This is a genomic window from Synechococcus sp. HIMB2401 (genome assembly GCF_042883245.1).
Lineage (GTDB): Bacteria > Cyanobacteriota > Cyanobacteriia > PCC-6307 > Cyanobiaceae > Parasynechococcus.
The window spans coordinates 59410-79875 of record NZ_JBDJKK010000001.1 but is presented as its reverse complement, the minus strand read 5'-3'; the positions used below and the strand labels follow the sequence as shown (position 1 = coordinate 79875).

Genomic DNA, 20466 nt, shown 5'->3' with positions numbered 1-20466 from the left:
CCGCTCGTTTCAAGGATGCCCCAAGCTGGCCCCATGGCCCAGTCCCCCTTTCTCGGCAAACGGATCGGCATCACAGGCGCTCGTGGAGCCCTCGGCGCAGCCCTGGCCCGTTGCTTCCGTTCCGCAGGCGCCCACGTCGTCGGTTTCACCCACGGATCCATACCTCCAGAGCAAGCGGACGGCCCACACCGTTGGGTGAGCTGGAACTGCGGAGATGAAGCCAGCTTAGACGCCGATTTGGAGGAGCTCGATGTTCTGGTGCTGAACCACGGGATCAATCCTCAAGGCGGCCAAAGCCCTCAAGTGATCAATCAGGCGCTGGAGATCAACACGTTGAGCAGCTGGAGGCTGATGCAGCGATTTGAGGCCATCAGCAGAGCATCGCCGCAGGCTGATCCGAGGGAGGTGTGGATCAACACCTCAGAGGCTGAAATTCAGCCTGCCGTCAGTCCCGTGTATGAACTCACCAAGCGAATGCTGGGGCAACTTGTGAGCATCCGCGGCGCAGTGCTTGATGCCACCGGACGCGAAGCCCTGATCCTGCGCAAGCTTGTGCTCGGCCCCTTTCGCTCGTCGCTCAACCCGATTGGAGTGATGGGCGCCGATTTCGTCGCCACCCAGGTACTGCGCCAGGCGAGCTGGGGGTTTCGCCTGGTGATCGTGACACCAAACCCACTGACGTATCTCTTGATGCCTCTGACCGAGCTTGGACGGCGGGCTTACAGCCGGATCCTCAGTCGCCCCGATCCGTAAGGATCTCGCATCCATCACTGGTTACCAGAACGGTGTGCTCCCACTGCGCCGAGAGGGAGCCATCGCGGGTCACGACAGTCCACTGATCCCGCAAGGTGCGGCAGGCCTTGCTGCCGGCATTGAGGATGGGCTCAATCGCCAGGGTCATGCCAGGACGCAGGGTGACGTTGGGGAGCTCGTCGGTGCGGAAATTGAACACGGAAGGTTCTTCGTGCAGGTTCCGGCCGACACCGTGGCCGGTGTAATCCTCCACAACGCTGAAACCGTTGGCCTTGACGTGGTCTTCAACGGCTCCAGCGATATCCAGCAGGGTGTTACCTGCTTTGACCTGGCTCAGACCAGCCATCAAGGCTTCCTTGGCAACACGGCTCAAGGTCTGTGCTTCTTGGGGTGCATCTCCCACGCAGATCGTGATGCAGCTGTCGCCGTGGTAGCCCTCGAAATAGGCGCCGGTATCCACCTTCAGCAGATCGCCCTGGCGGATCACACGCTTCGGACTGGGGATGCCATGCACCACTTCGTTGTTGATGCTGGCGCAGATGCTCGCCGGAAAACCGTGGTAGCCCTTGAAACTTGGGGTCGCCCCCATCTCTCGAATGCGTTTTTCTGCATAGGCATCAATATCTCCCGTCGTCTGACCTGGCTCCACCATTCCCATCACCTCCCGCAGCACGGTGGCGACGATGTGGCTGGCCTGGCGCATGATCTTCACTTCACGGGCTGATTTGATCTCAACGCCGCGACGCTTCTGAATGCGCGGGCCCGTCGCCGTCACTTGCCCCTGCGCTGCCTGGGTGGATGCCAGAAGATCAGCAAAGAGATTCATGGCTCAGCCCAATATCCGTCACGCTATCAACAGCAACCGAATTGATGCCGGTCATGTCGCTGCTTGCGCGCTTGCGGGAACTGCATCGAAGCGTTGCACCCTTCGTTCTGGCGCCATTGCTGGTGACGGTGTTCTCCGGTGTCAGTTATCGCCTGGCCCGGGACTGGTTCGGAGCCAGCCGAGACCAGGTTCACTGGTTAATGGTCGTGCACGAGGGTGAATGGCTTGGTTCCACCCTGGAACCGGTCGTCGTTCTTCTCAACGCCATCGGCCTGCTGTGGATGCTGATCACAGGCATGGGGCTCCTGATGGAGCGATGGCGTCGAAAGGTACACTCATAGTTTGGCGATTCAACGCGGAGCTGGGATGGCAGCCGATTCGAAGGACACAGCGGTGACCGACGACAACACCGAAACGGCTGTGGAAACAGCACCTGAGGCAGCGGCGAAGGCCAGCAAAGCTTCCGGTGCCCCTGCCAAGAAACTGAGCCCTGAAGCTCTGATTCGCTCCTTTGAGTCGTCTCAGCAGAAGGATGATCTCCCTGAGATCTATGTGGGCGACACCGTGCGCGTTGGTGTTCGCATCAGCGAGGGCAACAAGGAGCGTGTTCAGCCCTACGAAGGTGTGGTGATCTCCAAGCGCCATGGTGGCCTCAACCAGACCATCACCGTGCGCCGGATTTTCCAGGGCATCGGCGTTGAGCGGGTGTTCATGCTGCACAGCCCCCAGGTGGCTTCCATCAAGGTGGAACGGCGCGGTAAAGTGCGCAGGGCGAAGCTTTTCTATCTGCGGGAACGGGTGGGCAAGGCCACCCGCGTGAAGCAGCGCTTCGATCGCTGAGGTTTCGACCTCGTTCAATCAGTTGCCAACTTCAACGTTGGCTGAGGGGTACATCGCCTTGCGCCGTTAGTTCAGTTGGTAGAACGCAGGTCTCCAAAACCTGATGTCGGGGGTTCGAGTCCTCCACGGCGCGTCCGATGTTCCCCTCGTGCAGTTTCCCGGTTCTGAGCATGGAGTTGGATCTTCAACCTGGTGATGTTGTGAAGGTGTTGGAGTCAGCCGCCCTCGGCTGGGTCCGTGCCCGAGTGATACGCGTCAAGTCCGGCGGCCGTGTGGTCGTTCAGAGTGATCAAGGGCGTGAATTCACAGCCCGCGGCAATCAGGTTCGGCTCATCGAACCTGCAGGATTCCGTCCTTGAATCGTTGGTCGTTCGGCGTTGAGCCGATGTCTTCCCTCATGTCCCGGCGACTTTGTCGTCGGGATTTTTTCTATGGCGGCGCCCGGATGACAAAACCAGGCTGATCCATGGCTCAGTTGTTGACGGAGGGCAGGGCGACAGTTGATACTTATCAGGTCGCGCAAGCGACACAGATCAGATTCTTCGGAGCGCGTCTCGCGAGTTCTGAATCAAATCTGGGACCGTAGTTCAACCGGTTAGAGCACCGCCCTGTCACGGCGGAAGTTGCGGGTTCGAATCCCGTCGGTCCCGTTCTCACCACCAAGAGCCACGATGGTGCGCGTTCGATTGGCCCCCAGCCCGACGGGCACGCTCCATATTGGAACGGCGCGAACCGCTGTTTTCAATTGGCTCTACGCCAAGCACGAGCAAGGCGCGTTCGTGCTGCGCATTGAAGACACCGACAAGGAGCGGTCCAAGCCCGAGTACACCCAGAACATTCTCGAAGGCTTGCAGTGGCTAGGGATCAATTGGGACGAGGAACCCGTCATCCAGAGCGAACGGGTGGGTCAGCACCGTGATGCCATACAGACCCTGCTCGATCGGGGATTGGCCTACCGCTGCTACGCCAGCGAAACGGAACTCACGGCCATGCGCGATGCGCAGAAAGCGGCCAATCAAGCGCCGCGCTACGACAACCGCCACAGGTCTCTGACCCCTGAGCAAGAGCAGGCGTTTCAGGCAGAAGGCCGTGAAGCGGTGATTCGCTTTCGCATCGATGACGCTGCCGAAATTCGCTGGAATGATCTGGTGCGTGGTGCCATGAGCTGGCGAGGCTCAGACCTTGGCGGAGACATGGTGATTGCCCGTCGCGCCCCGGCGGATCAAATCGGCGACCCCCTCTACAACCTTGTTGTGGTGGTGGATGACGCCGCGATGGACATCACCCATGTGATCCGCGGTGAAGATCACATTGCCAACACCGCCAAGCAACTGCTCCTCTACGAAGCGCTGGGCCTGCCCTTGCCGACCTTTGCCCACGCTCCTCTCATCCTCAATGCCGAGGGACGCAAGCTCTCAAAGCGGGATGGGGTGACCTCCATCAACGACTTCCGCGCCATGGGTTACACCCCTGACGCCATCGCCAACTACATGACCTTGTTGGGGTGGTCCGTACCGGAGGGCATGGAGGAACGGTTCAGCTTGCGTGAAGCCGCAGCCGTTTTTGGTTTCGACCGTGTCAATAAAGCCGGGGCGCGTTTCGACTGGGACAAGCTCAACTGGCTGAATGCCCAGGTTCTGCACGGCTGGACAGCGGACCATCTTCTGGAGGAACTGACGCCGCTTTGGACCGAACGGGGTTGGACCGCTCCTAGCGACAAGAGCTGGTGCCTGGACCTCTGCGCCTTGCTGGGGCCATCCCTCACCCTGCTCAACGATGGCGTCGATCAGGCGGAATCGTTCTTTGATCGTCCGGAACTCCAAGACGATGCGCTCGAGCAACTCTCGATCGAAGGAGCCAAAGCGGCCATTGCGGACCTGCTTCAGCGACTCGAGAACAACCCTTGGGACGGCAGCGAGGTGGATCAAGCCAAGGCTTGGCTAGGGGATGCCGCCAAAGCAGCCGGTGTGAAGAAAGGGGTTGTGATGAAGTCACTGCGCGCCGCTCTGCTGGGGCGTCTTCAAGGCCCCGATCTGATCACCACCTGGTCATTGCTGGCCCGAATCGGTGAGGACCTGCCGCGTCTGCGCCGCTGCCTCGGCTGAGGCAGGCTCGTCATCCTCAGCTTTGACTAGGCCAAGAGCCTGAGCCAACGGCTGAGCCGTGAGGCCCTGAAGACCAACGGTCATCAGGATGGTGAGGAACACCAACCCCTGAAGGCGTCCTGCCCCCAGGATGCCGGCCTGCTCCAAGCGAATCGCGAAGAGAGAGGCCACCGCTGCGGTGACGATGCCTCGCGGAGCGAGCCAACCCAGGAATAGCCGTTGTTCAAGCTCGTAGGGCAACCCGATGGTGGCCAGACCTACGCCGATCGGACGCACCACGAGCATCAACGACAGCACACAGAGGATGCCGCCCCAACCCAGCGGACTGAGTTCAGCCCAGGAGACGTCAGCAGCCAGCAGCGGAAACAGCATCGTGATCGCCAACTGCGCCAGTTCCTGAATCAAACCATCCAATTCAGCGGTGTGGGGGCCTGGACGTCGACCGACAACGATGCCCGCCGCCACCGAAGCAGGCAGGGCGGATTCCGGCAGAAGCCACTCACTGACGCCATACATCAGAAACAGCAAACCCAGACTGAGCTGAAGCGGGAGCCCCTTCAACTGATCGGGTTTGAGCCGTCGCAGCAGTTCTGACAGCAGCCAGCCGACGCTCGCGCCAATCAGCACACCACCGCCCAATCGATACAGCAGGCCGAGCATCACCTCCCGCCAGCCATGCAGGTTGCCAAGAACAAGCTCCAACAGCAGCAGGGCTAAAACGGCGCCAATCGGCTCAAGCACCAGTCCCTCAGCCTCCAGGACTTCGCCCAGAGGAGGTGCGAGCCGAATTTGACGCACCAGGGGTGTGACCACCGTTGGCCCCGTGGCCAGCACGATGGCACTGAACACAGCCGCAAGCGACCAGCTGAGGCCCGCAAGCCAATGGGCCGCCAACAGACCGCCTCCCAGGGAGATCAACAGACGCAGGGCTGCGATGCGCTGCACCGTGGCCTTGATCGTGTCTCCAGGCAGACGCAGATTCAGTCCGCCATCGAACAGCACCAGGCTGACAAGAAGACCCACCACGGTTCCAAGCCCGGAGCCGAGATCAAGGGGTTCCACCCAACCCAGACCCGAGCGACCGATCAGCAGCCCCGACAAGAGCAGCAACACCACCCCAGGAAATTCCGACTTGGCCGCCAGAAAACGGGCTGCAGCGCCCGAGGAAACCGTGACGCCCCAGAGGAGGCCCAGACGCTCAGGCGTCATCGACAGAGGAGAACTGAGGTTCCACGCGCAAGCCGATCACCGCTTGGGGGCGTACGACCAGATACTCGCCCTCCAGATCACTGAGGGGAACGTTGACGAAACCGCCCTGGTTCTCGGCATTAACCACCCCTTGGTACCACTCCTGGAAGGTCTCGAGTTTCGGAAAAAACACCCGTTCGGTTTGCCCTCCCACAAGGTGGAGATGGACGGCGTAGCGGCGGGGCGTACGGGACATCAGCGCGGAAAGACATCCATCACGGTCCCCACAGGATGACGGATCGGTTCCGGGTCTGCCCAGAGAAGAGGGCGAAGACAGGCGTTACGCGGGGCATAAAGCGGATGGCGCGGTTGCCCCGAGGCCGTCTGTCCCAGCATCAGAGGATGCGGCGAGTCGGGAACGGAGCGTCGGCGGTGCGGCAGCAAACGCTGAATGGTTCCAAGAACCAGCTGAGCCCGGTCCCATCGCGCCCCATTCGCCCCCCATCCACACCAGAGATCAACCCCAGATGTTCGGGACCAGTGGTTGAACCAGCGGTTCAAGATCGCGTCGTTCTGCTCACCGATGGGGTCCTTCACCCGCAGCAGCGCCGCCGGAGACGGCGACATCCGGGCGAACAGATTCAGCACCAGCAACTCCCGATATCCCCATTGCCTGGCGAAGCCGATCAAACGGCGCAGGGTCGGATCATCACGCTGGCCATCAGCTCTCGAGGGATTCAGACCCACGAAAAGGAGGCACCCTTCGCCGGCACCCAGGCAGCGCCGCAGCCACCAGCGGTAACAGCCATCGCTGCTGAGGGACGCTTCAGACCCCGAGCTTTCGCCGACAGCGTTCAAGGATGCGTTCGCTGGCGTGACCATCGCCGAAGGGGTTAACGGCGCGGGACATCTCTTGATAGGCCGTGGCATCCCCAAGCAGCCGCGAGGTCTCCTCCAGGATCACATCGGGATCGGTGCCCACCAGCCGGGCGGTGCCCGCATCAACGGCCTCCGGCCGCTCTGTGGTTCGCCGCAGAACCAGCACGGGTTTGCCGAGCGCAGGGGCCTCCTCCTGGAGACCACCGGAATCGGTGAGCAACAGGCAGCAACCTTTCATCGCTGCAACGAGACGGTCGTAGTCCAGAGGTTCGGTCAGAACGACACGGGGATGGCTCCCAAGCAGGGACTGCAGCGGTTCACGCACCGTCGGGTTGCGGTGCATCGGCAGCAGAAGCGCCGTGTCGGGGTAGCGCTCAAGCACCTGCAGCATTCCTGCAGCGATGTCGTGCAGCCGCTCACCCCAGTTTTCACGGCGATGCACCGTGGCGAGGATCACCCTCTGTTGATCCCAGTTGAGGCCATCAAACTGAACATCCGGGGCTGATTCCGCCATCAACAACAAGGCATCGATCACGGTGTTGCCGGTCACGGCGATCTCCCCGACCACCCCGGATGCTTTCAGGTTGGATTCGGCCTTGAGCGTCGGCGCGAAATGAAGGGTTGCGATCTGGGAAAGGAGCCGACGGTTGGCTTCTTCCGGGAAGGGATCCAGAAGATTGTCAGTGCGCAGGCCGGCCTCCACATGACCAACCGGGATCTGCTCGTAAAACGCAGCCAAACCAGCGGCAAACGCCGTGGTGGTGTCGCCCTGCACCAGAACCAACTGCGGGGGGTAAGCCTGAAAGTCTTCCCGCAGCCCCTGCAGCGCAGCACAGGTGACATGGGTCAGGGTCTGACGGGGTGCCATCAGATTGAGATCCTGATCCGCCTGGAGATTGAACAGATCCATCACCTGGCCCACCATTTCGCGGTGCTGACCGGTCAGGACGACACGGGTCTGCAATGCATCACAGGCTTGGAACGTCCGGATGACCGGAGCCAGCTTGATCGCCTCCGGACGCGTTCCCAGAACGAGCGTGACGCGGGGCTGTTCAGCCATTCCATCCAGACGGACCGCTGGAGTTTACGGGCGTTAACCCGGAGAGAACAGCGAGAAATCCTTGCCAGTTCCAGCATCGAGACGATCCTGAAAACAGATCCCTTGCCATCAACGTGGCTCAGCCGGTTTCCCCCCCAGCTTCGCGCCGCGCCCAACCGCATCCCGTAGCCCAGAAGGACTTCGGGAGGGTCACAACCCGGCACCCCGATCCGCTGCAGATGGCTCTCCAAGCCTCGAAGAGATCGTGCGCATCGCCCATGATGCCGGCCATTCCGATGTCCACCTGGGGGTTGGGAAAGTGCCGCGCTACCGGGCCCGGGGAGACATGCAGGGCACGGATTGGCCGGTCACCCGCGCCGAGGTCTTTCAGGGATGGCTCCAGGAAATCCTGACGCCACAGCAGATCGATGGCTTCAACCGCGACAAGGAATTTGACGGCTCCCATGCCTTCACCTTCGTGCGCGTGCGCATCAACCTGATGGATTCACTGCGGGGGCCGGCGATGGTGCTGCGCCTAATTCCGCAGACGATCCTCACCATGGAGCAGCTGAATCTCCCCTGCGTGCTGGAGAGCCTCGCGGCCCGTCCGAAGGGACTGATCCTGGTGACCGGACCGACAGGGTCCGGCAAAAGCACAACCTTGGCGGCCATGATCGATTGGATCAACCGCAACGAGGCGCGCCACATCCTAACGATCGAGGATCCCGTCGAGTTCGTGCACGAGAGCCGCAAGTCCCTCATCCGGCACCGGCAAGTGGGGTTGCACACTCTCAGATTCCACAACGCCCTAAGGGCTGCTCAGCGGGAAGACCCCGATGTGATTCTGGTGGGCGAAATCCGGGATCAGGAAACCCTTTCCACGGCCCTGGAAGCGGCCCAGACCGGCCACCTGGTGTTCGGAACGCTGCACACCAATTCAGCGGTGAAGACCGTGGAACGGGTTCTCGGCATGTATCCGCCTGAAGAGAGCAGGAGAGTGTTCGCCGTTCGTTGTCCGAGTCGTTGCTAGGGGTGATCGCCCAGGGCTTGATCAAGACAACAGATGCAAAACGGACGGCGTATCACGACATTCTGATCAACACCGACGCCTGCAAGGACTACATCCAGCGGGGGGCGCTCGATGAGGTGGAGGAGATCATGGAGCGCAGCGGATTCGATGGGATGGTGACCACCATTCAATCGCTGCTGGCCCTGGTGGAGTCGGGTCGCATTGACGGTGATCAAGCGGTTGCCGTCAGCCTCAAACCCAACGAGCTGGCTCATGCCCTGCGGGGCCGAAGCTGATCAGCCACCGCTGAACACACGCACCAAAAGAACAACAGCTATCCCTGCGGAGAGGCCGATCATCGCCAGACGGCCGTTCCAGATTTCGGCCTGTGGAGTGAAGCCACGCTTCCAGGCGTTCAGCTCATCAGCCTCCACGGGTTCCGGAGCATCTGACCTGGTTTCCGGTTGGTCCACGACGCAGAGACCGAGCAGCGCCCTTCAAGCCTAAAGGCTTCCTAAAAAGGTGGGTCTGGTGTGTAAAGCGCATTGGCCTGATCCAAGGGCCAGCGGGCTGCAACCCCGGATTCAAGAGACGTGCATTCCGTGTTCTGGCCCAGACGCAGCAAGGCCGCGGCTCCGATCATGGCGGCGTTGTCGGTGCAGAAGGCCAGCGGAGCGATGGAGACCGTTATGCCCCGCTGCTTCCCCTGTTCGAGCATGCTCTGGCGCAAGCGACGGTTCGCTGCGACGCCCCCAACCATCACCAGTTGCTGAACACCATGGTCTTCAGCACAGCGAAGACTGCGCTGCACCAAAACATCGGCCACCACCTGTTCAAAACTGGCCGCCAGGTCGGCAAGAGGCAGCGGATCAGGGTTTTGCCGCAAAGTTTCCACAGTGCGGAGCATGGCGGTCTTCAGACCACTGAAGGAAAAGTCGTAGGGGTGAAAACCGCCGCCCGGCAATGAAATCCGCCCCTTGGGCAGGCGAAAGCGCGTTGCATCACCCGTTTCGGCTACAGCCTGGATGGCAGGGCCTCCGGGGTATCCCAGACCAAGCAGGCGGGCCACCTTGTCGAAAGCTTCTCCAGCGGCATCGTCGTGGCTTCGGCCGAGCCGCGTCATCCCGCCGTCGTAAGCCACCAGGATCAGCTCCGTGTGGCCCCCGCTCACAAGCAACACCAGATAAGGAGCCTGCGGTGGGGCATCTCCAAGCATCACCGAAGCCAGATGGCCCTCCAGGTGATGGACGCCGAGAAAGGGGCGCTGATGCAGCGCAGCAAGGGTGCGACCCGTCACCGAGGCCACCATCAGAGCCCCGGCCAGACCTGGAGTGATCGTGGCCGCGATGGCATCCAGCTGCCCCAGAGCGACACCCGCTTCGTCAACAACGGCCTCCACCAACCCCGGCAGGGCCTCAACGTGGCGGCGCGAAGCGATTTCGGGCACAACACCACCCCAACGGGCATGCTCTTCAACCTGAGATGCAATCCGCGACGCCAGAACGTCAATTCGCCCATCCCCGTGACGGCGCAGGACCGCTGCAGCGGACTCGTCACAACTTGTTTCGAGGGCAAGCACTGCATGCATCGAAGCGATGCGCCTCCCCTACTGTCCGACTTGTGACATCTTGCCCTTTCGGGGCACCGTTCAGAGGAATTGTTCCGATGCGTCGTCTCTTCGCCGTCGTGCTTTCAGCACTCCTGGTGTTCGGCTTCGCCCCCGTCGCCAAGGCGGATGTGGCTGGCCTCACCCCCTGCTCAGAAAGCGCCCGCTTCCAGCAGCGTGCTGCCGCTGCCACCACGCCTCAGGCCAAAGCTCGCTTCGAGATGTACAGCCAGGCCTCCTGTGGTGAGGATGGCCTTCCTCACCTGATCGTCGATGGCCGCTGGAGCCACGCCGGTGATTTTGTGTATCCCGGGATCATGTTCCTGTACGTCGCCGGCTGCATCGGCTGGGCCGGTCGTGAGTACCTGAAAGCAACTCGCGGCAAGAATGCTGCCCAATACGAAATCTTCATCGATCGCAGCATCGCCATCAAGAGCCTTCTGGCTGCTGCCACCTGGCCTCTGGCTGCCTTCGGTGAATTCACCAGCGGCAAGCTGCTCGAAGACGACAGCAAGGTGACTGTTTCACCACGCTGATTTAAACGACTTCAACCATTGCTCCCTCAACAATGAACAAGTTTCTGACCGCAGCTCCAGTGGTTGCAGCCATTTGGTTCACCGCCACCGCAGGAATCCTGATCGAGTGGAACCGCTTCTTCCCCGATCTTCTCTTCCACCCGATGTAAATCTGGGTTGATTTTCAAGAGGCAAGGGAACCTTCGGGTTCCCTTTTTTTGTGCCTGCCCCCGTTGCGAAAGTCAGGGTTGCAACGATCAGCGTTGCAAAAAGCAGCTCTGCTTTATCCCAGACCCATCAGCGTCTCCACCTGGTTCAACGCTGATTCGAGCTCGTCATTGATCACGACAGCATCGAATTCCTGTTGGGCCTCGAGTTCCTCGCGAGCGCGAGTCAAGCGGCGCTGAATGGCATCCTCCGCATCGGTTCCGCGCCCACGGATCCGGCGCTCCAATTCTTCAAAGCTGGGGGGAGCCAGAAAAATCTGAAAACCGTCCGGAAAACTGCGACGCACCTGGCGGGAACCTTCCAACTCAATCTCCAGAAGCACGGGGCGCCCCGCCGCCATCTGTTCTTCCACAGGACCTCGGGGGGTGCCGTAGCAATTCCCCGCGAATTCCGCCCACTCGAGAAAACCTCCCTGCTCCACCAAGGCCTCAAACCCCGCACGGCTGTGGAAGAAGTAGTTGATGCCGTTCTGCTCCCCCTGGCGCGGAGAACGGGTGGTGGCCGACACCGACAGCCAGATCTGGGGGTGCCGTTCCAGCAGCTGGTTCACCAGCGTTCCCTTGCCGACTCCACTGGGGCCGGTGATCAAGGTGAGCTTTCCACTGGTGGACATCGCGGCGTCTGCGTGGGTCAGCAGAGTAGGAAGCCCCAATGCCCCACCCGGTGCTCCAGGTGATCGCCTCCACCAGCCTGCAGCCAATGGATCTCACCACGCTGCGCGCGGTGCTCTGGGATCTGCGCCCAAAGCTGGTGCCCAGCCGCTTCGAGAAGGCTCAACAACCGGACCCGGCAACGATTCAACTGGGATGCCGCAGCCTCAAGGGGATGGTGTGGCTGGAACTGAGCTGGCAAGCCGAGGCCCCTCGGCTGGTGGAGGTCAACCCTCCCCCGCGCAGCGGCAGCGGCAGCACCTTCGCCCAACAGTTGCAACACAGCCTCCGCCAGCTGGCTCTGGTGGAGCTCCACCAGAGCGGTTTTGAACGGGTGGTGGAATTCCGGTTTGCCCAACGCCCTGGGGAACCGATCCAGCGGGTGCTCGTGCTGGAGCTGATGGGACGGCACAGCAACCTGCTGCTGCTGGATGAGCAGCGCCGGATCATTGCCCTGGGGCGACAGGTCCGGGACCATCAGTCCCGCGTGCGCCCTCTCTCCACCGGTGATTGCTACAGCCCACCCCCGATGCTGCAGGGGTTGGCACCGGATCCAACGGAGGGCTTTGAACGCTGGAAGGAGCGGCTCTCTCTCGTTCCGATCGCCCTTCGCAAGGCCCTCCAGCAGACCTATCAGGGGATCAGCCCAGCCCTTGCTCTACAGCTCGCCGGCGACCATCTGAACACCCCGGTGGACAGCCTGGATGCACGCCACTGGTGCCACTTGTTTGAACGCTGGTCGCTCTGGTTGGACCAGCTCGAGCGTGAGCAGTTCGCCCTGGTGGTGGAGAACGACGGTCGTTACCGGGTCTGGGGAGCTCCCCAGGGTGAAGTGCAGCCACAGTCCGCTCTGGCGCTCACCCTGGGATCCCTGCACCAGCAATCCCAAGAGCAACGGGCCCTGGCACGGGTCAGCCAAGATCTGCGTCAACGCCTGGAGCGTTGGCGCAGCAAAGAACAGGCAGCTCAGCAGGACCAACACCAGCGCCTGAAGGCCACCGAAGGGCACGAGGCTCTTCAACGCCAGGCGGACGCTCTCCTCTGCCTCGGAAACCCAAGCCGCGACCAGGTCGATGAAGCCCAGTCGCTCTATCGCAGGGCCAAAAAACTGCGGAGATCGCGCCCGATCCTTGAGCAGCGGCTGGAGCACCATCAGCAACGGCTTGAGCTGATCAGCGCGAGCGAAACCTTCATCGAAGATCAACTGAGTGCCACCTGGCAGGACGGCCCGGCACGCCTCGCCGCCCTGAATGATCTGCGGGAGGAACTCGATGAGCTGTTGCAGCCCAAGGAACGCCGTCGCAGCACGCGACAGCAGCGTCAACGGGACCAGCCCAAGCCGCTGGAACTGAACACTCCCGGAGGTCTCAAGGTGCAGGTGGGGCGGAATCACCGCCAGAACGACTGGATCTCGCTGCGCCAGGCCCGCAGTGGTGACCTCTGGTTTCACGCCCAGGAATGCCCAGGCAGTCACGTGGTGTTGAAGAGCTCCAACGGGCTGGCTGAGGAATCCGACCTGGCGATGGCAACGGATCTGGCGGCCTATTTCAGCCGCGCGCGGGGCAACACGCGAGTGGCGGTGGTGATGGTGCCCACCGATCAGCTGCAGCGCATTCCCGGTGCCGGCCCGGGCACCGTGCGCCATGGACAAGCTGAAATCCGCTGGGGGGATCCCCAGGGCGCGGAAGAGCGGCTGCTTGCCCCTAGCCTGAGCCCACATTCGGGCTGACCTGTTGCGCCGCCCGTCCTGCGTCCGTGTCTGAGCGCCCCGAAGGTCCCCCAGCTCTGCAGCCACCACCGCCCATTCGCATTGGGAGGGCACCTGGCGATGCCGATCTGCCGAATGAGGTGGAGATGCCTCTGGTGGATCACCTTGAGGAACTACGTCAACGGGTTCTGCGCAGCTTGCTGGCCGTTGTTGTTGCAGCGCTGACCTGCCTGCTGGGGGTTAAACCTCTGGTGCGCCTGCTGGAAGCGCCAGCCAGCGGAATTCATTTCCTTCAACTGGCACCGGGCGAGTTTTTATTCGTCTCGCTGAAGGTAGCCGGCTACGCCGGCCTCACCCTGGCCCTGCCCTATGTGCTGTTTCAGATCCTGGCCTTTGTGCTGCCGGGCCTGACGATCCGCGAACGACGCCTGATCGCCCCTGCCGTCGCTGGCTCCGCGGTTCTGTTCATGGCGGGCCTGGCCTTTGCCTGGTGGGCCCTGGTGCCAGCCGCCCTTCGTTTTCTGGTGAGCTACGGCGCCGATGTGGTGGAGCCGCTCTGGTCGATCGAGCGTTATCTGGATTTTGTTCTGCTGCTGATGCTGGCCACCGGGCTGGCGTTTCAGCTCCCTGTTCTGCAACTGCTCCTCGGGGCCCTGGGGCTGGTGCGCTGGAGGCCGATGCTTGGGGCCTGGCGCTGGGTTGTGCTGGGTTCAGCCCTGGCTGGAGCGGTGCTGACGCCATCCACCGATCCGATCACGATGCTGCTGCTGGCTGGAGCGATCACGGCACTGTTCCTGATCGGCGTCGGCCTGGTGGCCCTGACCGAATCCTTCAGACCAGAAACTCCTTGATCAGCGTTTCCGCTTCCGGCCCTGTCGCCTCCAGCGGAAGACTCAACGCCTTACCAAGACGGGGTTTGTCGCGGGTGAAACCGAGCCATTGGCGCACCTCACCCGCCAAACCAAGACGATTCACAACATCCAGCACCTCACCGAGATGCTGCCGATAGGCCTCAAGGTCCATCGGAAACGACTGTTGCTCGAGATAAGCCCACATCACCTGGAGGTACAAACGACGGCGTCGAACCACCAGCTGAAGGTCGTAAGTCGCCCGCCAGCGCTGGCGTAGACAGGCCATCACCTCGTCAACACTGAGCGGCGGCTCGGGCATGGAGTTGGCGATATCAAGCACAGAAGCAGGGGCGGCAGGGACAGGTAGACGCCTGTCGTTGCAAAGCTTGACAGGCACTTAAGCATCCATAATGGTCGCCAATCCGAGCTGGATGAACGTCCGCCATGACCCAACTCTCCTCGAGCGATGTGCCCGGAATGGGTCGTCGGCAGTTCATGAATCTGCTGACGTTCGGCTCCGTCACCGGTGTGGCCCTGGGAGCCCTCTACCCGGTAGCGAATTACTTCATCCCCCCCAAGGCCGCGGGCAGTGGCGGTGGCACCAGCGCCAAGGATGAGCTGGGCAACCCGATCACAGCCAGCGGCTGGCTCTCCAGCCACCCCGAGGGCGATCGCAGCCTGGTGCAGGGCCTCAAAGGCGATCCCACCTATTTGATCGTTGAAGGCGAAGACGCCATCGGCAGCTACGGCATCAACGCCATCTGCACCCACCTCGGTTGCGTTGTTCCCTGGAACAGCGGCGCCAACAAGTTCATGTGCCCCTGTCACGGCAGTCAGTACGACGCCACCGGCAAAGTCGTCCGTGGCCCTGCCCCTCTCTCCCTGGCCCTGGCGAACGTCAGCGTAGAGAACGACAACGTGTTCGTGAGCCAGTGGACCGAGACCGACTTCCGAACTGGTGATAAGCCCTGGTGGGCCTGATTTTTCCTTTCCCTACGCCTGCATCCCCTCACCGTCCCATGCGTCGTCACCTCTCGCTTTTCCTTGGATCGCTGGTCATCGGACTGGCTCTGCTGATCGCTCCGGCTGCCAGCTGGGCGTATCCCTTCTGGGCTCAACAGAATTACGACAGCCCCAGGGAAGCCACCGGCAAGATTGTTTGCGCCAACTGCCACCTGGCCAAAAAGCTGACCCAGGCTGAAGTTCCTCAATCGGTCCTCCCCGATAGCGTCTTCACCGCCAGCGTCAAGGTTCCTTACGAAAAGGGCCTGCAGGAGATCGGTGCCGACGGCAGCGATGTGGGTCTGCAGGTAGGCGCTGTTGTGATGCTTCCTGATGGCTTCACCCTGGCTCCTCAGGACCGCTGGACCGACGAGATCAAGGAAGAAACAGAAGGCGTCTATTTCACCCAGTACAGCGACGACCAGCCCAACATCCTGCTGGTGGGACCTATTCCTGGTGATGAGCACCAAGAGATCGTCTTCCCTGTGCTGTCTCCTGATCCGGCCACCGACAGCAACATCCACTTCGGCAAGTACCAGATCCACGTGGGTGGCAACCGTGGCCGTGGCCAGGTGTATCCCACCGGTGAGAAGAGCAACAACACCGTCTACACGGCTCCTGCCAGCGGCACCATTGCCTCCATCGAACCCGGCGACAACGGCGCCAGCGTGGTCAGCATCAAGGCTGCTGACGGCAGCAGCGTGAGCGAGACCATTCCGGTTGGTCCTGAAGTTCTGGTCAGCGTTGGTGACAGCATCGAAGCCGGTGCTGCCCTTACCAACGACCCCAACGTGGGCGGCTTCGGCCAGGTGGACGCAGAGATTGTTCTGCAGAACCCCGTTCGGATCTACGGCCTGCTCGCCTTCTTCGCGGCGGTGGCTCTGGCTCAGATCATGCTGGTGCTGAAGAAGAAGCAGATCGAAAAGGTTCAGGCCGCTGAAGGCAACTTCTGATCGCTATGGCTGTTGAAGCCCTGTTTCCCCTGGCGACCTTCCAGTCGCCAGGGGAATTTTTGCCTCACACCCAAAACTGGTTCCTTCCCCTGCGTTGGTACGGACTGCTGATTGCAACAGCCGTCTTGATTGGACTGAACCTCTCCAGCCGACTGGCCAAGCTTCGACAGCTGGAGAACGGCCTGGTCAGCGATCTGCTGCCCGTGCTCGTGTTGTTTGCCGTGATCGGAGCACGGATTTACTACGTGGCCTTCGAGTGGCACAACTACGCCTCCAACCCGCTCAAGGCCCTGGCCATCTGGGAAGGAGGGATCGCCATCCACGGTGCTTTGCTGGCGGGAACAATCACGCTGATCCTGTTCTGCCGCTGGCGCCGGCAACCCTTTTGGGATGTGCTGGATGTGTTGGTTCCCTCCGTGGCCTTGGGACAGGCCATCGGTCGCTGGGGGAATTTCTTCAATTCCGAGGCCTTCGGGGTTCCAACTGACCTGCCGTGGAAGCTGTTCATCCCGGCGCAGAGCCGCCCCGTGATGTACAGCACGTCGGAATTTTTCCACCCGACGTTCCTCTACGAATCGATCTGGAACCTGCTGCTCTTCGGACTGTTGATGCTGCTCTTTCGCCGCGGACTCAAAGCTCCTGGGATGCTCCCATCGGGCGCCATGAGTTGTGTGTACTTGGTGGGCTACAGCCTTGGCCGTGTCTGGATCGAAGGTCTGCGCATTGATCCTCTCTGCATCGGTTCGCTTCCACCGGCTTGCGACGGGGGAATCCGCATCGCTCAATTGATGAGTTGCACCCTGGTCGCATTCGGCGTACTGGGGCTTTGGTGGCTATATCAACGGAAGCGACCCCTGCCTGATCCATCAGGCCAACGCAGTTGAGTCACGTTGTCAGTTTCGTCGGCGCAGGCCCCGGTGCTCCAGACCTGCTCACTCTTCGCGCGGCTGACCGTCTGAACAAAGCCGACGTGCTGATCTGGACAGATTCACTGGTCTGTCCAGCCATTGCCGATCTGGCGCCGGCGGATTGCGAACGCATCCGCACCAGCACGACCACGCTTGAAGAGCTGATCCCACTGCTCATCGACCGGCAGCGCCAGGGCAAACGGGTGGTGCGGCTCCACGATGGAGATACGGCGCTCTACAGCGCGATCAATGAACAGATCTGCGCCCTAAGCGACGCCGAAATCCCTGTGGAAGTGATTCCCGGGATAAGCGCCTACCAAGCGGCAGCCGCCGGACTCGCCAGCGAACTCACCCTCCCAGGCGTGGTGCAAACCATTGTTCTCAGTCGCGCTGGGGGTCGCACCGGCGTGCCGGAACGGGAACAGCTGGATCGGCTGGCCGCCCTGCGCGCCAGCCTTTGCATCTATTTGAGTGCACGACACGTTGAAGAGGTGCAAACCACCCTTCTGGAGCACTACCCCGCCGACACGCCCGTGGCCATCGGACATCGGGTGAGTTGGCCTGATCAGATGCTCACCGTTGTCCCTCTCAGGGAGATGGGTGCGTTGAGTCGGGAACGCAATCTGATTCGCACAACGCTTTATGTGGTGAGTCCTGCCCTTGCCGGTGGTCCCCAGCGCTCACGGCTTTACTCGCCTGACCACGACCACCTGTTCCGTCCGAAACCCCAATAGGCGGTGGTTTAGGATCGTTTTGTGCGGGCGATTAGCACAGTGGTAGCGCACTTCCTTCACACGGAAGGGGTCACTGGTTCGAATCCAGTATCGCCCATATTTTTTGATGGGATTTAATCCCTTAGTTGCTGACTGCACTGTGGGATCGGCCTAAGTTCAGCTTTGAACGAGGTCGATCGACCCATTGATGAACGAGCGGAGTCTTGCGGACGACCAGGGCAAAGCCACGGGCCTGGTTGAAGCAGGGCGACAGTTGGCCGAGGCGCGGGCTGCTGCGAGCCTGAGCCAGAACCAACTCGCCAGCCAGCTGCACATGGGCGAGGAGCAACTGGCAGCACTGGAACGGGGCGATCAAACCGAACTGCCTGAACCCGTGTTCATCAAGGCCATGGTGCGCCGGATCAGTTCGCATCTGGGTTTGGATGCTGATGCCATGGTTCAAACCCTCGGCCCCCTCACCACCAAACCGCCCAAACGGGCGACTCCCTGGACAACACCGCGGGGCATCGCTCCTCAGAACCGAAGAACATTCAATCCACTTCCCCTCGTGGCCCTCGCCGGGCTTGCTGGCCTTGGCTTTGTTGTGTGGAGCAACGCCTCCGAGTTGACGCGCTTCGCCCAGGGGTTGAAACCTGCCAATCCAACCCTTGAGCCAAGCGAAACCGATCTGGAGGTGACCAAGGTTGCAGATGAGCGCGATGCCCTCATCGTTTCAGCGCCACCAACGGCCGACCTGGGCCTCACGATCAGCAGCAGCGAACCCAGCTGGATCGCCCTACGGCGTGAGGGAGTTGTGAAATTCGAAGGGCTGCTGAACGGTGAGCGCAGGATTGACAATCCTGACCTGGTGGAGATCTACGCCGGCCGGCCTGATCTGGTGCAGCTCAGTTCTCCCGACGCCGAGACACGCACCCTTGGCGCTGTGGATGACATCCGCTGGATCCCGCTCAGCCCTGCACCCTGACGCGCAGATTCACGCCAACCGCCTCCTTCACCACCTCAGCGCAGCCCTCCAAGCTCCACTGTTCAAGGCTGACGTTCTGGTTGACCCGCTCAGGGACGATCTCCAGATCCAGACTTCCCTTCACCGCATGAATACGGAGTGCTGAGATCACCGGCTCAGGCCTGCGATCCAGAGCCGCGGCCAAGCGCAGCAGCAGGGCCATCTGATGAACACAGCGACGGTTGTCTCGGGTGGCCACAAGCTGCCAGGACTCATGGCGTTTCTTCGGCAGGCTGCGGCGGTGATAGCGGGCAATGGCCGCCACCATCAAGTGCTCCGCCTCGGAATAGCCCAGCAGCTCACCATGACGAATCAAGTACCAGGTGTGCTTGTGGTAAGCGCTGATGTTGATGTGCTGGCCACAGGTATGGAGCATGGCGGCAGCCCAAAGCAATTCACGCCCTTCGCCACTGTCGTCATGCATCACGCCTCGCGTGGCGTCGTAGAGGCTTAGGGCATGGCTGGCAACCCGTTCAGCCCTGCTCTGGTTCACCGCAAAGCGCTGCACCTGATGGAGCACAGTGCGCTGCCGAATGCTGCTCTGAAAGCTGAAGCGGTCTTCCAGAAGACCCTGGCGAAGCATCCAATCAACGATCAAACCTTCCCTGAGCGCCCGCTCACTGAGCACGAACTCCGCCACACCGAGCATCTTCATGGTGGTTTGCAGGATCAGCGCACCGGGAACGATGATTTCGGCCCGACGATCGTTGATGGGAGCCAACTCCCGTCGCTGCGCAGGAGTCATCGTGATCAAACGATCAACCACCTGCTTCAGGCTCTGCCGGGTGACGCGGTACCCATGCAATTTGCGGGGTGGGCGCTCCTCTTCACTCGCCGCAAGGGAGCCAATCGCCATCGCCGTGCCGCTGGTGGCTACCAAAACAGGAGTTTCACCGGGTTTGATCCTGCGACGCACTTTGTCGACAGCAGGTTCAAGCGACCCCTGAATGAAGGCCTGCAGGAATGACCGCCGTTGAGGGGGCATCGGATCATCCCGAACAAAGTCCCGCTGGAGTCGCACAGCCCCCACACGAGTGCTGGTCAGGGCGCGGGCATCACGACCATCGGCAAGGATCAGTTCCGTGGAGCCACCGCCGATATCGAGCAGAAGATGCGGACGGTCTCCAAACGGCATTCCTGAGAGGACGCCCAGATAGATCAACCGTGCCTCCTCGGGGCCGCTGACCAAATCCACCTCCATCCCCAGATCGTCGAGGATGGTCTGGAGGAAATCGCGACCATTGGGTGCTTCTCGAACGGCACTCGTCGCCGCTGTGACGATCTGCTCAACCCGGTGACTGGCGGCGAGATCTCTGAACTGGCGAAGGGTTTCCAGCCCCCGTTTCATAGCTGCCGCGGTCAGCTCACCGGTCTCGGGATCACGCTCCCCCAGACGCGTGGTGGCCTTTTCGGCCTGGATGATCCGAAACGTGCGCAGCTTCGGATCAACGGCTGCCACCAGAAGATGAAAGGAATTGGTCCCGATATCGATGGCGGCGATCCGACGCTGATCAGCGTTCACTGCCTGCGACGCGCCATTGTTCTGTTCCGTTGGCTGGGCTGGGGCCTTGGCATCCAGCATCAACGTCAGAGCGGCAATGAAATCCACTCTGACACTGACGGCCGAGGCCATCGGGCCCTGACTAGGGTTCTTCAAATCCCGTTGATT

24 protein-coding genes, 3 tRNA genes and 1 pseudogene are annotated in these 20466 nt (G+C 61.4%); 18 read left to right on the top strand and 10 right to left on the bottom strand.

Annotation, left to right across the window (positions count from 1 at the left end):
* Positions 1 to 15 precede the first annotated feature (15 nt).
* The gene (locus AAXE93_RS00505) at positions 16 to 753 is read left to right on the top strand and encodes an SDR family oxidoreductase (RefSeq protein WP_390127235.1); all 738 of its coding nucleotides are present in this window, start codon (positions 16 to 18) and stop codon (positions 751 to 753) included.
* Here the strand turns inward: AAXE93_RS00505 and map are convergent.
* The gene (gene map / locus AAXE93_RS00500) at positions 734 to 1579 is read right to left on the bottom strand and encodes a type I methionyl aminopeptidase (protein WP_006851506.1); all 846 of its coding nucleotides are present in this window, start codon (positions 1577 to 1579) and stop codon (positions 734 to 736) included. The genes AAXE93_RS00505 and map overlap by 20 nt on opposite strands.
* A gap of 53 nt (positions 1580 to 1632) precedes the next feature.
* Here map and AAXE93_RS00495 point away from each other — a divergent pair, with 53 nt between their 5' ends.
* The 6 genes from AAXE93_RS00495 (at position 1633) to gltX (ending at position 4524) form a co-directional block, all read left to right on the top strand.
* On the top strand, positions 1633 to 1920 hold the full coding sequence (locus AAXE93_RS00495) for a PepSY domain-containing protein (protein ID WP_115081696.1): 288 nt from the start codon (positions 1633 to 1635) through the stop codon (positions 1918 to 1920).
* Positions 1921 to 1945: 25 nt separating this feature from the next.
* Positions 1946 to 2419: a 50S ribosomal protein L19 gene (rplS, locus tag AAXE93_RS00490; protein WP_390127232.1), complete on the top strand. Its 474-nt coding sequence runs from the start codon at positions 1946 to 1948 to the stop codon at positions 2417 to 2419.
* A 60-nt stretch (positions 2420 to 2479) separates the two neighbouring features.
* Positions 2480 to 2552: transfer RNA gene (locus tag AAXE93_RS00485), tRNA-Trp, on the top strand.
* Between the two features lie 37 nt (positions 2553 to 2589).
* On the top strand, positions 2590 to 2778 hold the full coding sequence (locus AAXE93_RS00480) for a hyperconserved protein Hcp (protein WP_006043540.1): 189 nt from the start codon (positions 2590 to 2592) through the stop codon (positions 2776 to 2778).
* A gap of 217 nt (positions 2779 to 2995) precedes the next feature.
* Positions 2996 to 3069 (top strand) — tRNA-Asp (locus AAXE93_RS00475).
* 21 nt (positions 3070 to 3090) lie between these two features.
* Positions 3091 to 4524: a glutamate--tRNA ligase gene (gene gltX, locus AAXE93_RS00470; protein ID WP_390127226.1), complete on the top strand. Its 1434-nt coding sequence runs from the start codon at positions 3091 to 3093 to the stop codon at positions 4522 to 4524.
* Here gltX and AAXE93_RS00465 read toward each other — a convergent pair.
* From AAXE93_RS00465 to wecB, 4 genes are read right to left on the bottom strand one after another with little or no spacing between them, the layout of a single operon-like run.
* Entirely contained in the window at positions 4468 to 5733 is a 1266-nt protein-coding gene (locus tag AAXE93_RS00465) for a cation:proton antiporter (protein ID WP_390127224.1), read from the bottom strand. The two genes, gltX and AAXE93_RS00465, sit on opposite strands and share 57 nt — an antisense overlap.
* Positions 5723 to 5968: a hypothetical protein gene (locus tag AAXE93_RS00460; protein WP_390127222.1), complete on the bottom strand. Its 246-nt coding sequence runs from the start codon at positions 5966 to 5968 to the stop codon at positions 5723 to 5725. Before AAXE93_RS00460 ends, AAXE93_RS00465 begins: the two co-directional genes overlap by 11 nt.
* Positions 5968 to 6570, bottom strand: a complete 603-nt coding sequence (locus tag AAXE93_RS00455; RefSeq protein ID WP_390127221.1) for a DUF1643 domain-containing protein — start codon at positions 6568 to 6570, stop codon at positions 5968 to 5970. Before AAXE93_RS00455 ends, AAXE93_RS00460 begins: the two co-directional genes overlap by 1 nt.
* On the bottom strand, positions 6539 to 7651 hold the full coding sequence (gene wecB / locus AAXE93_RS00450) for a non-hydrolyzing UDP-N-acetylglucosamine 2-epimerase (protein ID WP_390127219.1): 1113 nt from the start codon (positions 7649 to 7651) through the stop codon (positions 6539 to 6541). Before wecB ends, AAXE93_RS00455 begins: the two co-directional genes overlap by 32 nt.
* A gap of 97 nt (positions 7652 to 7748) precedes the next feature.
* Between wecB and AAXE93_RS00445 the strand changes: the two are divergent.
* Positions 7749 to 8935: pseudogene (locus AAXE93_RS00445) on the top strand (type IV pilus twitching motility protein PilT).
* Here AAXE93_RS00445 and AAXE93_RS00440 read toward each other — a convergent pair.
* Positions 8936 to 9112 carry a chlorophyll a/b-binding protein gene (locus AAXE93_RS00440; protein ID WP_115010387.1) on the bottom strand — a complete coding sequence of 59 codons (177 nt, stop codon included), beginning with the start codon at positions 9110 to 9112 and terminating at the stop codon, positions 8936 to 8938.
* A 41-nt stretch (positions 9113 to 9153) separates the two neighbouring features.
* Complete coding sequence (gene tsaD / locus AAXE93_RS00435) at positions 9154 to 10227, bottom strand: tRNA (adenosine(37)-N6)-threonylcarbamoyltransferase complex transferase subunit TsaD (protein WP_390127217.1); 1074 nt, start codon at positions 10225 to 10227, stop codon at positions 9154 to 9156.
* A 77-nt stretch (positions 10228 to 10304) separates the two neighbouring features.
* Here tsaD and AAXE93_RS00430 point away from each other — a divergent pair, with 77 nt between their 5' ends.
* Both AAXE93_RS00430 and psaJ read left to right on the top strand, forming a co-directional pair.
* On the top strand, positions 10305 to 10781 hold the full coding sequence (locus AAXE93_RS00430) for a Photosystem I reaction center subunit III (RefSeq protein WP_114988265.1): 477 nt from the start codon (positions 10305 to 10307) through the stop codon (positions 10779 to 10781).
* Positions 10782 to 10813: 32 nt separating this feature from the next.
* Positions 10814 to 10930, top strand: a complete 117-nt coding sequence (gene psaJ, locus AAXE93_RS00425; RefSeq protein WP_006850741.1) for a photosystem I reaction center subunit IX — start codon at positions 10814 to 10816, stop codon at positions 10928 to 10930.
* 113 nt (positions 10931 to 11043) lie between these two features.
* On the opposite strand, the gene gmk is transcribed toward psaJ, so the two are convergent.
* A complete protein-coding gene (gene gmk / locus AAXE93_RS00420) occupies positions 11044 to 11601 on the bottom strand; it encodes a guanylate kinase (protein WP_390127214.1) in 558 nt (185 codons plus the stop codon).
* 38 nt (positions 11602 to 11639) lie between these two features.
* On the opposite strand from gmk, the gene AAXE93_RS00415 reads away from it, so the two are divergent.
* Together AAXE93_RS00415 and tatC are read left to right on the top strand one after the other, a co-directional pair.
* Positions 11640 to 13367: an NFACT family protein gene (locus tag AAXE93_RS00415; RefSeq protein WP_390127212.1), complete on the top strand. Its 1728-nt coding sequence runs from the start codon at positions 11640 to 11642 to the stop codon at positions 13365 to 13367.
* A 125-nt stretch (positions 13368 to 13492) separates the two neighbouring features.
* Positions 13493 to 14197, top strand: coding sequence for a twin-arginine translocase subunit TatC (gene tatC / locus AAXE93_RS00410; protein ID WP_170950543.1), 705 nt, complete (start codon positions 13493 to 13495; stop codon positions 14195 to 14197).
* Here the strand turns inward: tatC and AAXE93_RS00405 are convergent.
* Positions 14178 to 14594, bottom strand: coding sequence for a DUF3067 family protein (locus tag AAXE93_RS00405; RefSeq protein WP_390127210.1), 417 nt, complete (start codon positions 14592 to 14594; stop codon positions 14178 to 14180). The two genes, tatC and AAXE93_RS00405, sit on opposite strands and share 20 nt — an antisense overlap.
* A 47-nt stretch (positions 14595 to 14641) precedes the next feature.
* Between AAXE93_RS00405 and petC the strand changes: the two genes are divergently transcribed.
* The 6 genes from petC (at position 14642) to AAXE93_RS00375 (ending at position 18758) form a co-directional block, all read left to right on the top strand.
* On the top strand, positions 14642 to 15178 hold the full coding sequence (petC, locus tag AAXE93_RS00400; protein ID WP_006850760.1) for a cytochrome b6-f complex iron-sulfur subunit: 537 nt from the start codon (positions 14642 to 14644) through the stop codon (positions 15176 to 15178).
* Positions 15179 to 15216: 38 nt separating this feature from the next.
* On the top strand, positions 15217 to 16152 hold the full coding sequence (gene petA, locus AAXE93_RS00395) for a cytochrome f (RefSeq protein WP_390127207.1): 936 nt from the start codon (positions 15217 to 15219) through the stop codon (positions 16150 to 16152).
* A 5-nt stretch (positions 16153 to 16157) separates the two neighbouring features.
* Positions 16158 to 17036 (top strand): prolipoprotein diacylglyceryl transferase, encoded by an 879-nt coding sequence (lgt, locus tag AAXE93_RS00390; RefSeq protein WP_390127205.1) that lies wholly within the window; start codon positions 16158 to 16160, stop codon positions 17034 to 17036.
* Complete coding sequence (cobM, locus tag AAXE93_RS00385) at positions 17033 to 17794, top strand: precorrin-4 C(11)-methyltransferase (RefSeq protein ID WP_390127203.1); 762 nt, start codon at positions 17033 to 17035, stop codon at positions 17792 to 17794. Before lgt ends, cobM begins: the two co-directional genes overlap by 4 nt.
* Positions 17795 to 17819: 25 nt before the next feature.
* Positions 17820 to 17891: transfer RNA gene (locus AAXE93_RS00380), tRNA-Val, on the top strand.
* Positions 17892 to 17981: 90 nt separating this feature from the next.
* The gene (locus AAXE93_RS00375; protein ID WP_390127201.1) at positions 17982 to 18758 is read left to right on the top strand and encodes a helix-turn-helix domain-containing protein; all 777 of its coding nucleotides are present in this window, start codon (positions 17982 to 17984) and stop codon (positions 18756 to 18758) included.
* On the opposite strand, the gene AAXE93_RS00370 is transcribed toward AAXE93_RS00375, so the two are convergent.
* Positions 18742 to 20379, bottom strand: coding sequence for a Ppx/GppA phosphatase family protein (locus AAXE93_RS00370; protein ID WP_390128610.1), 1638 nt, complete (start codon positions 20377 to 20379; stop codon positions 18742 to 18744). The genes AAXE93_RS00375 and AAXE93_RS00370 overlap by 17 nt on opposite strands.
* Positions 20380 to 20466 lie beyond the last annotated feature (87 nt).

Coding starts and splice junctions, on each gene's coding strand:
- wecB (WP_390127219.1), bottom strand. CDS start 7,651: ATGGCTGAACAGCCCCGCGTCACGCTCGTTCTGGGAACGCGTCCGGAG.
- AAXE93_RS00495 (WP_115081696.1), top strand. CDS start 1,633: ATGTCGCTGCTTGCGCGCTTGCGGGAACTGCATCGAAGCGTTGCACCC.
- AAXE93_RS00505 (WP_390127235.1), top strand. CDS start 16: ATGCCCCAAGCTGGCCCCATGGCCCAGTCCCCCTTTCTCGGCAAACGG.
- AAXE93_RS00375 (WP_390127201.1), top strand. CDS start 17,982: ATGAACGAGCGGAGTCTTGCGGACGACCAGGGCAAAGCCACGGGCCTG.
- psaJ (WP_006850741.1), top strand. CDS start 10,814: ATGAACAAGTTTCTGACCGCAGCTCCAGTGGTTGCAGCCATTTGGTTC.
- AAXE93_RS00430 (WP_114988265.1), top strand. CDS start 10,305: ATGCGTCGTCTCTTCGCCGTCGTGCTTTCAGCACTCCTGGTGTTCGGC.
- AAXE93_RS00460 (WP_390127222.1), bottom strand. CDS start 5,968: ATGTCCCGTACGCCCCGCCGCTACGCCGTCCATCTCCACCTTGTGGGA.
- AAXE93_RS00415 (WP_390127212.1), top strand. CDS start 11,640: ATGCCCCACCCGGTGCTCCAGGTGATCGCCTCCACCAGCCTGCAGCCA.
- lgt (WP_390127205.1), top strand. CDS start 16,158: ATGGCTGTTGAAGCCCTGTTTCCCCTGGCGACCTTCCAGTCGCCAGGG.
- AAXE93_RS00465 (WP_390127224.1), bottom strand. CDS start 5,733: ATGACGCCTGAGCGTCTGGGCCTCCTCTGGGGCGTCACGGTTTCCTCG.
- rplS (WP_390127232.1), top strand. CDS start 1,946: ATGGCAGCCGATTCGAAGGACACAGCGGTGACCGACGACAACACCGAA.
- map (WP_006851506.1), bottom strand. CDS start 1,579: ATGAATCTCTTTGCTGATCTTCTGGCATCCACCCAGGCAGCGCAGGGG.
- gmk (WP_390127214.1), bottom strand. CDS start 11,601: ATGTCCACCAGTGGAAAGCTCACCTTGATCACCGGCCCCAGTGGAGTC.
- gltX (WP_390127226.1), top strand. CDS start 3,091: ATGGTGCGCGTTCGATTGGCCCCCAGCCCGACGGGCACGCTCCATATT.
- petC (WP_006850760.1), top strand. CDS start 14,642: ATGACCCAACTCTCCTCGAGCGATGTGCCCGGAATGGGTCGTCGGCAG.
- AAXE93_RS00480 (WP_006043540.1), top strand. CDS start 2,590: ATGGAGTTGGATCTTCAACCTGGTGATGTTGTGAAGGTGTTGGAGTCA.
- AAXE93_RS00370 (WP_390128610.1), bottom strand. CDS start 20,379: ATGCTGGATGCCAAGGCCCCAGCCCAGCCAACGGAACAGAACAATGGC.
- tatC (WP_170950543.1), top strand. CDS start 13,493: ATGCCTCTGGTGGATCACCTTGAGGAACTACGTCAACGGGTTCTGCGC.
- petA (WP_390127207.1), top strand. CDS start 15,217: ATGCGTCGTCACCTCTCGCTTTTCCTTGGATCGCTGGTCATCGGACTG.
- tsaD (WP_390127217.1), bottom strand. CDS start 10,227: ATGCATGCAGTGCTTGCCCTCGAAACAAGTTGTGACGAGTCCGCTGCA.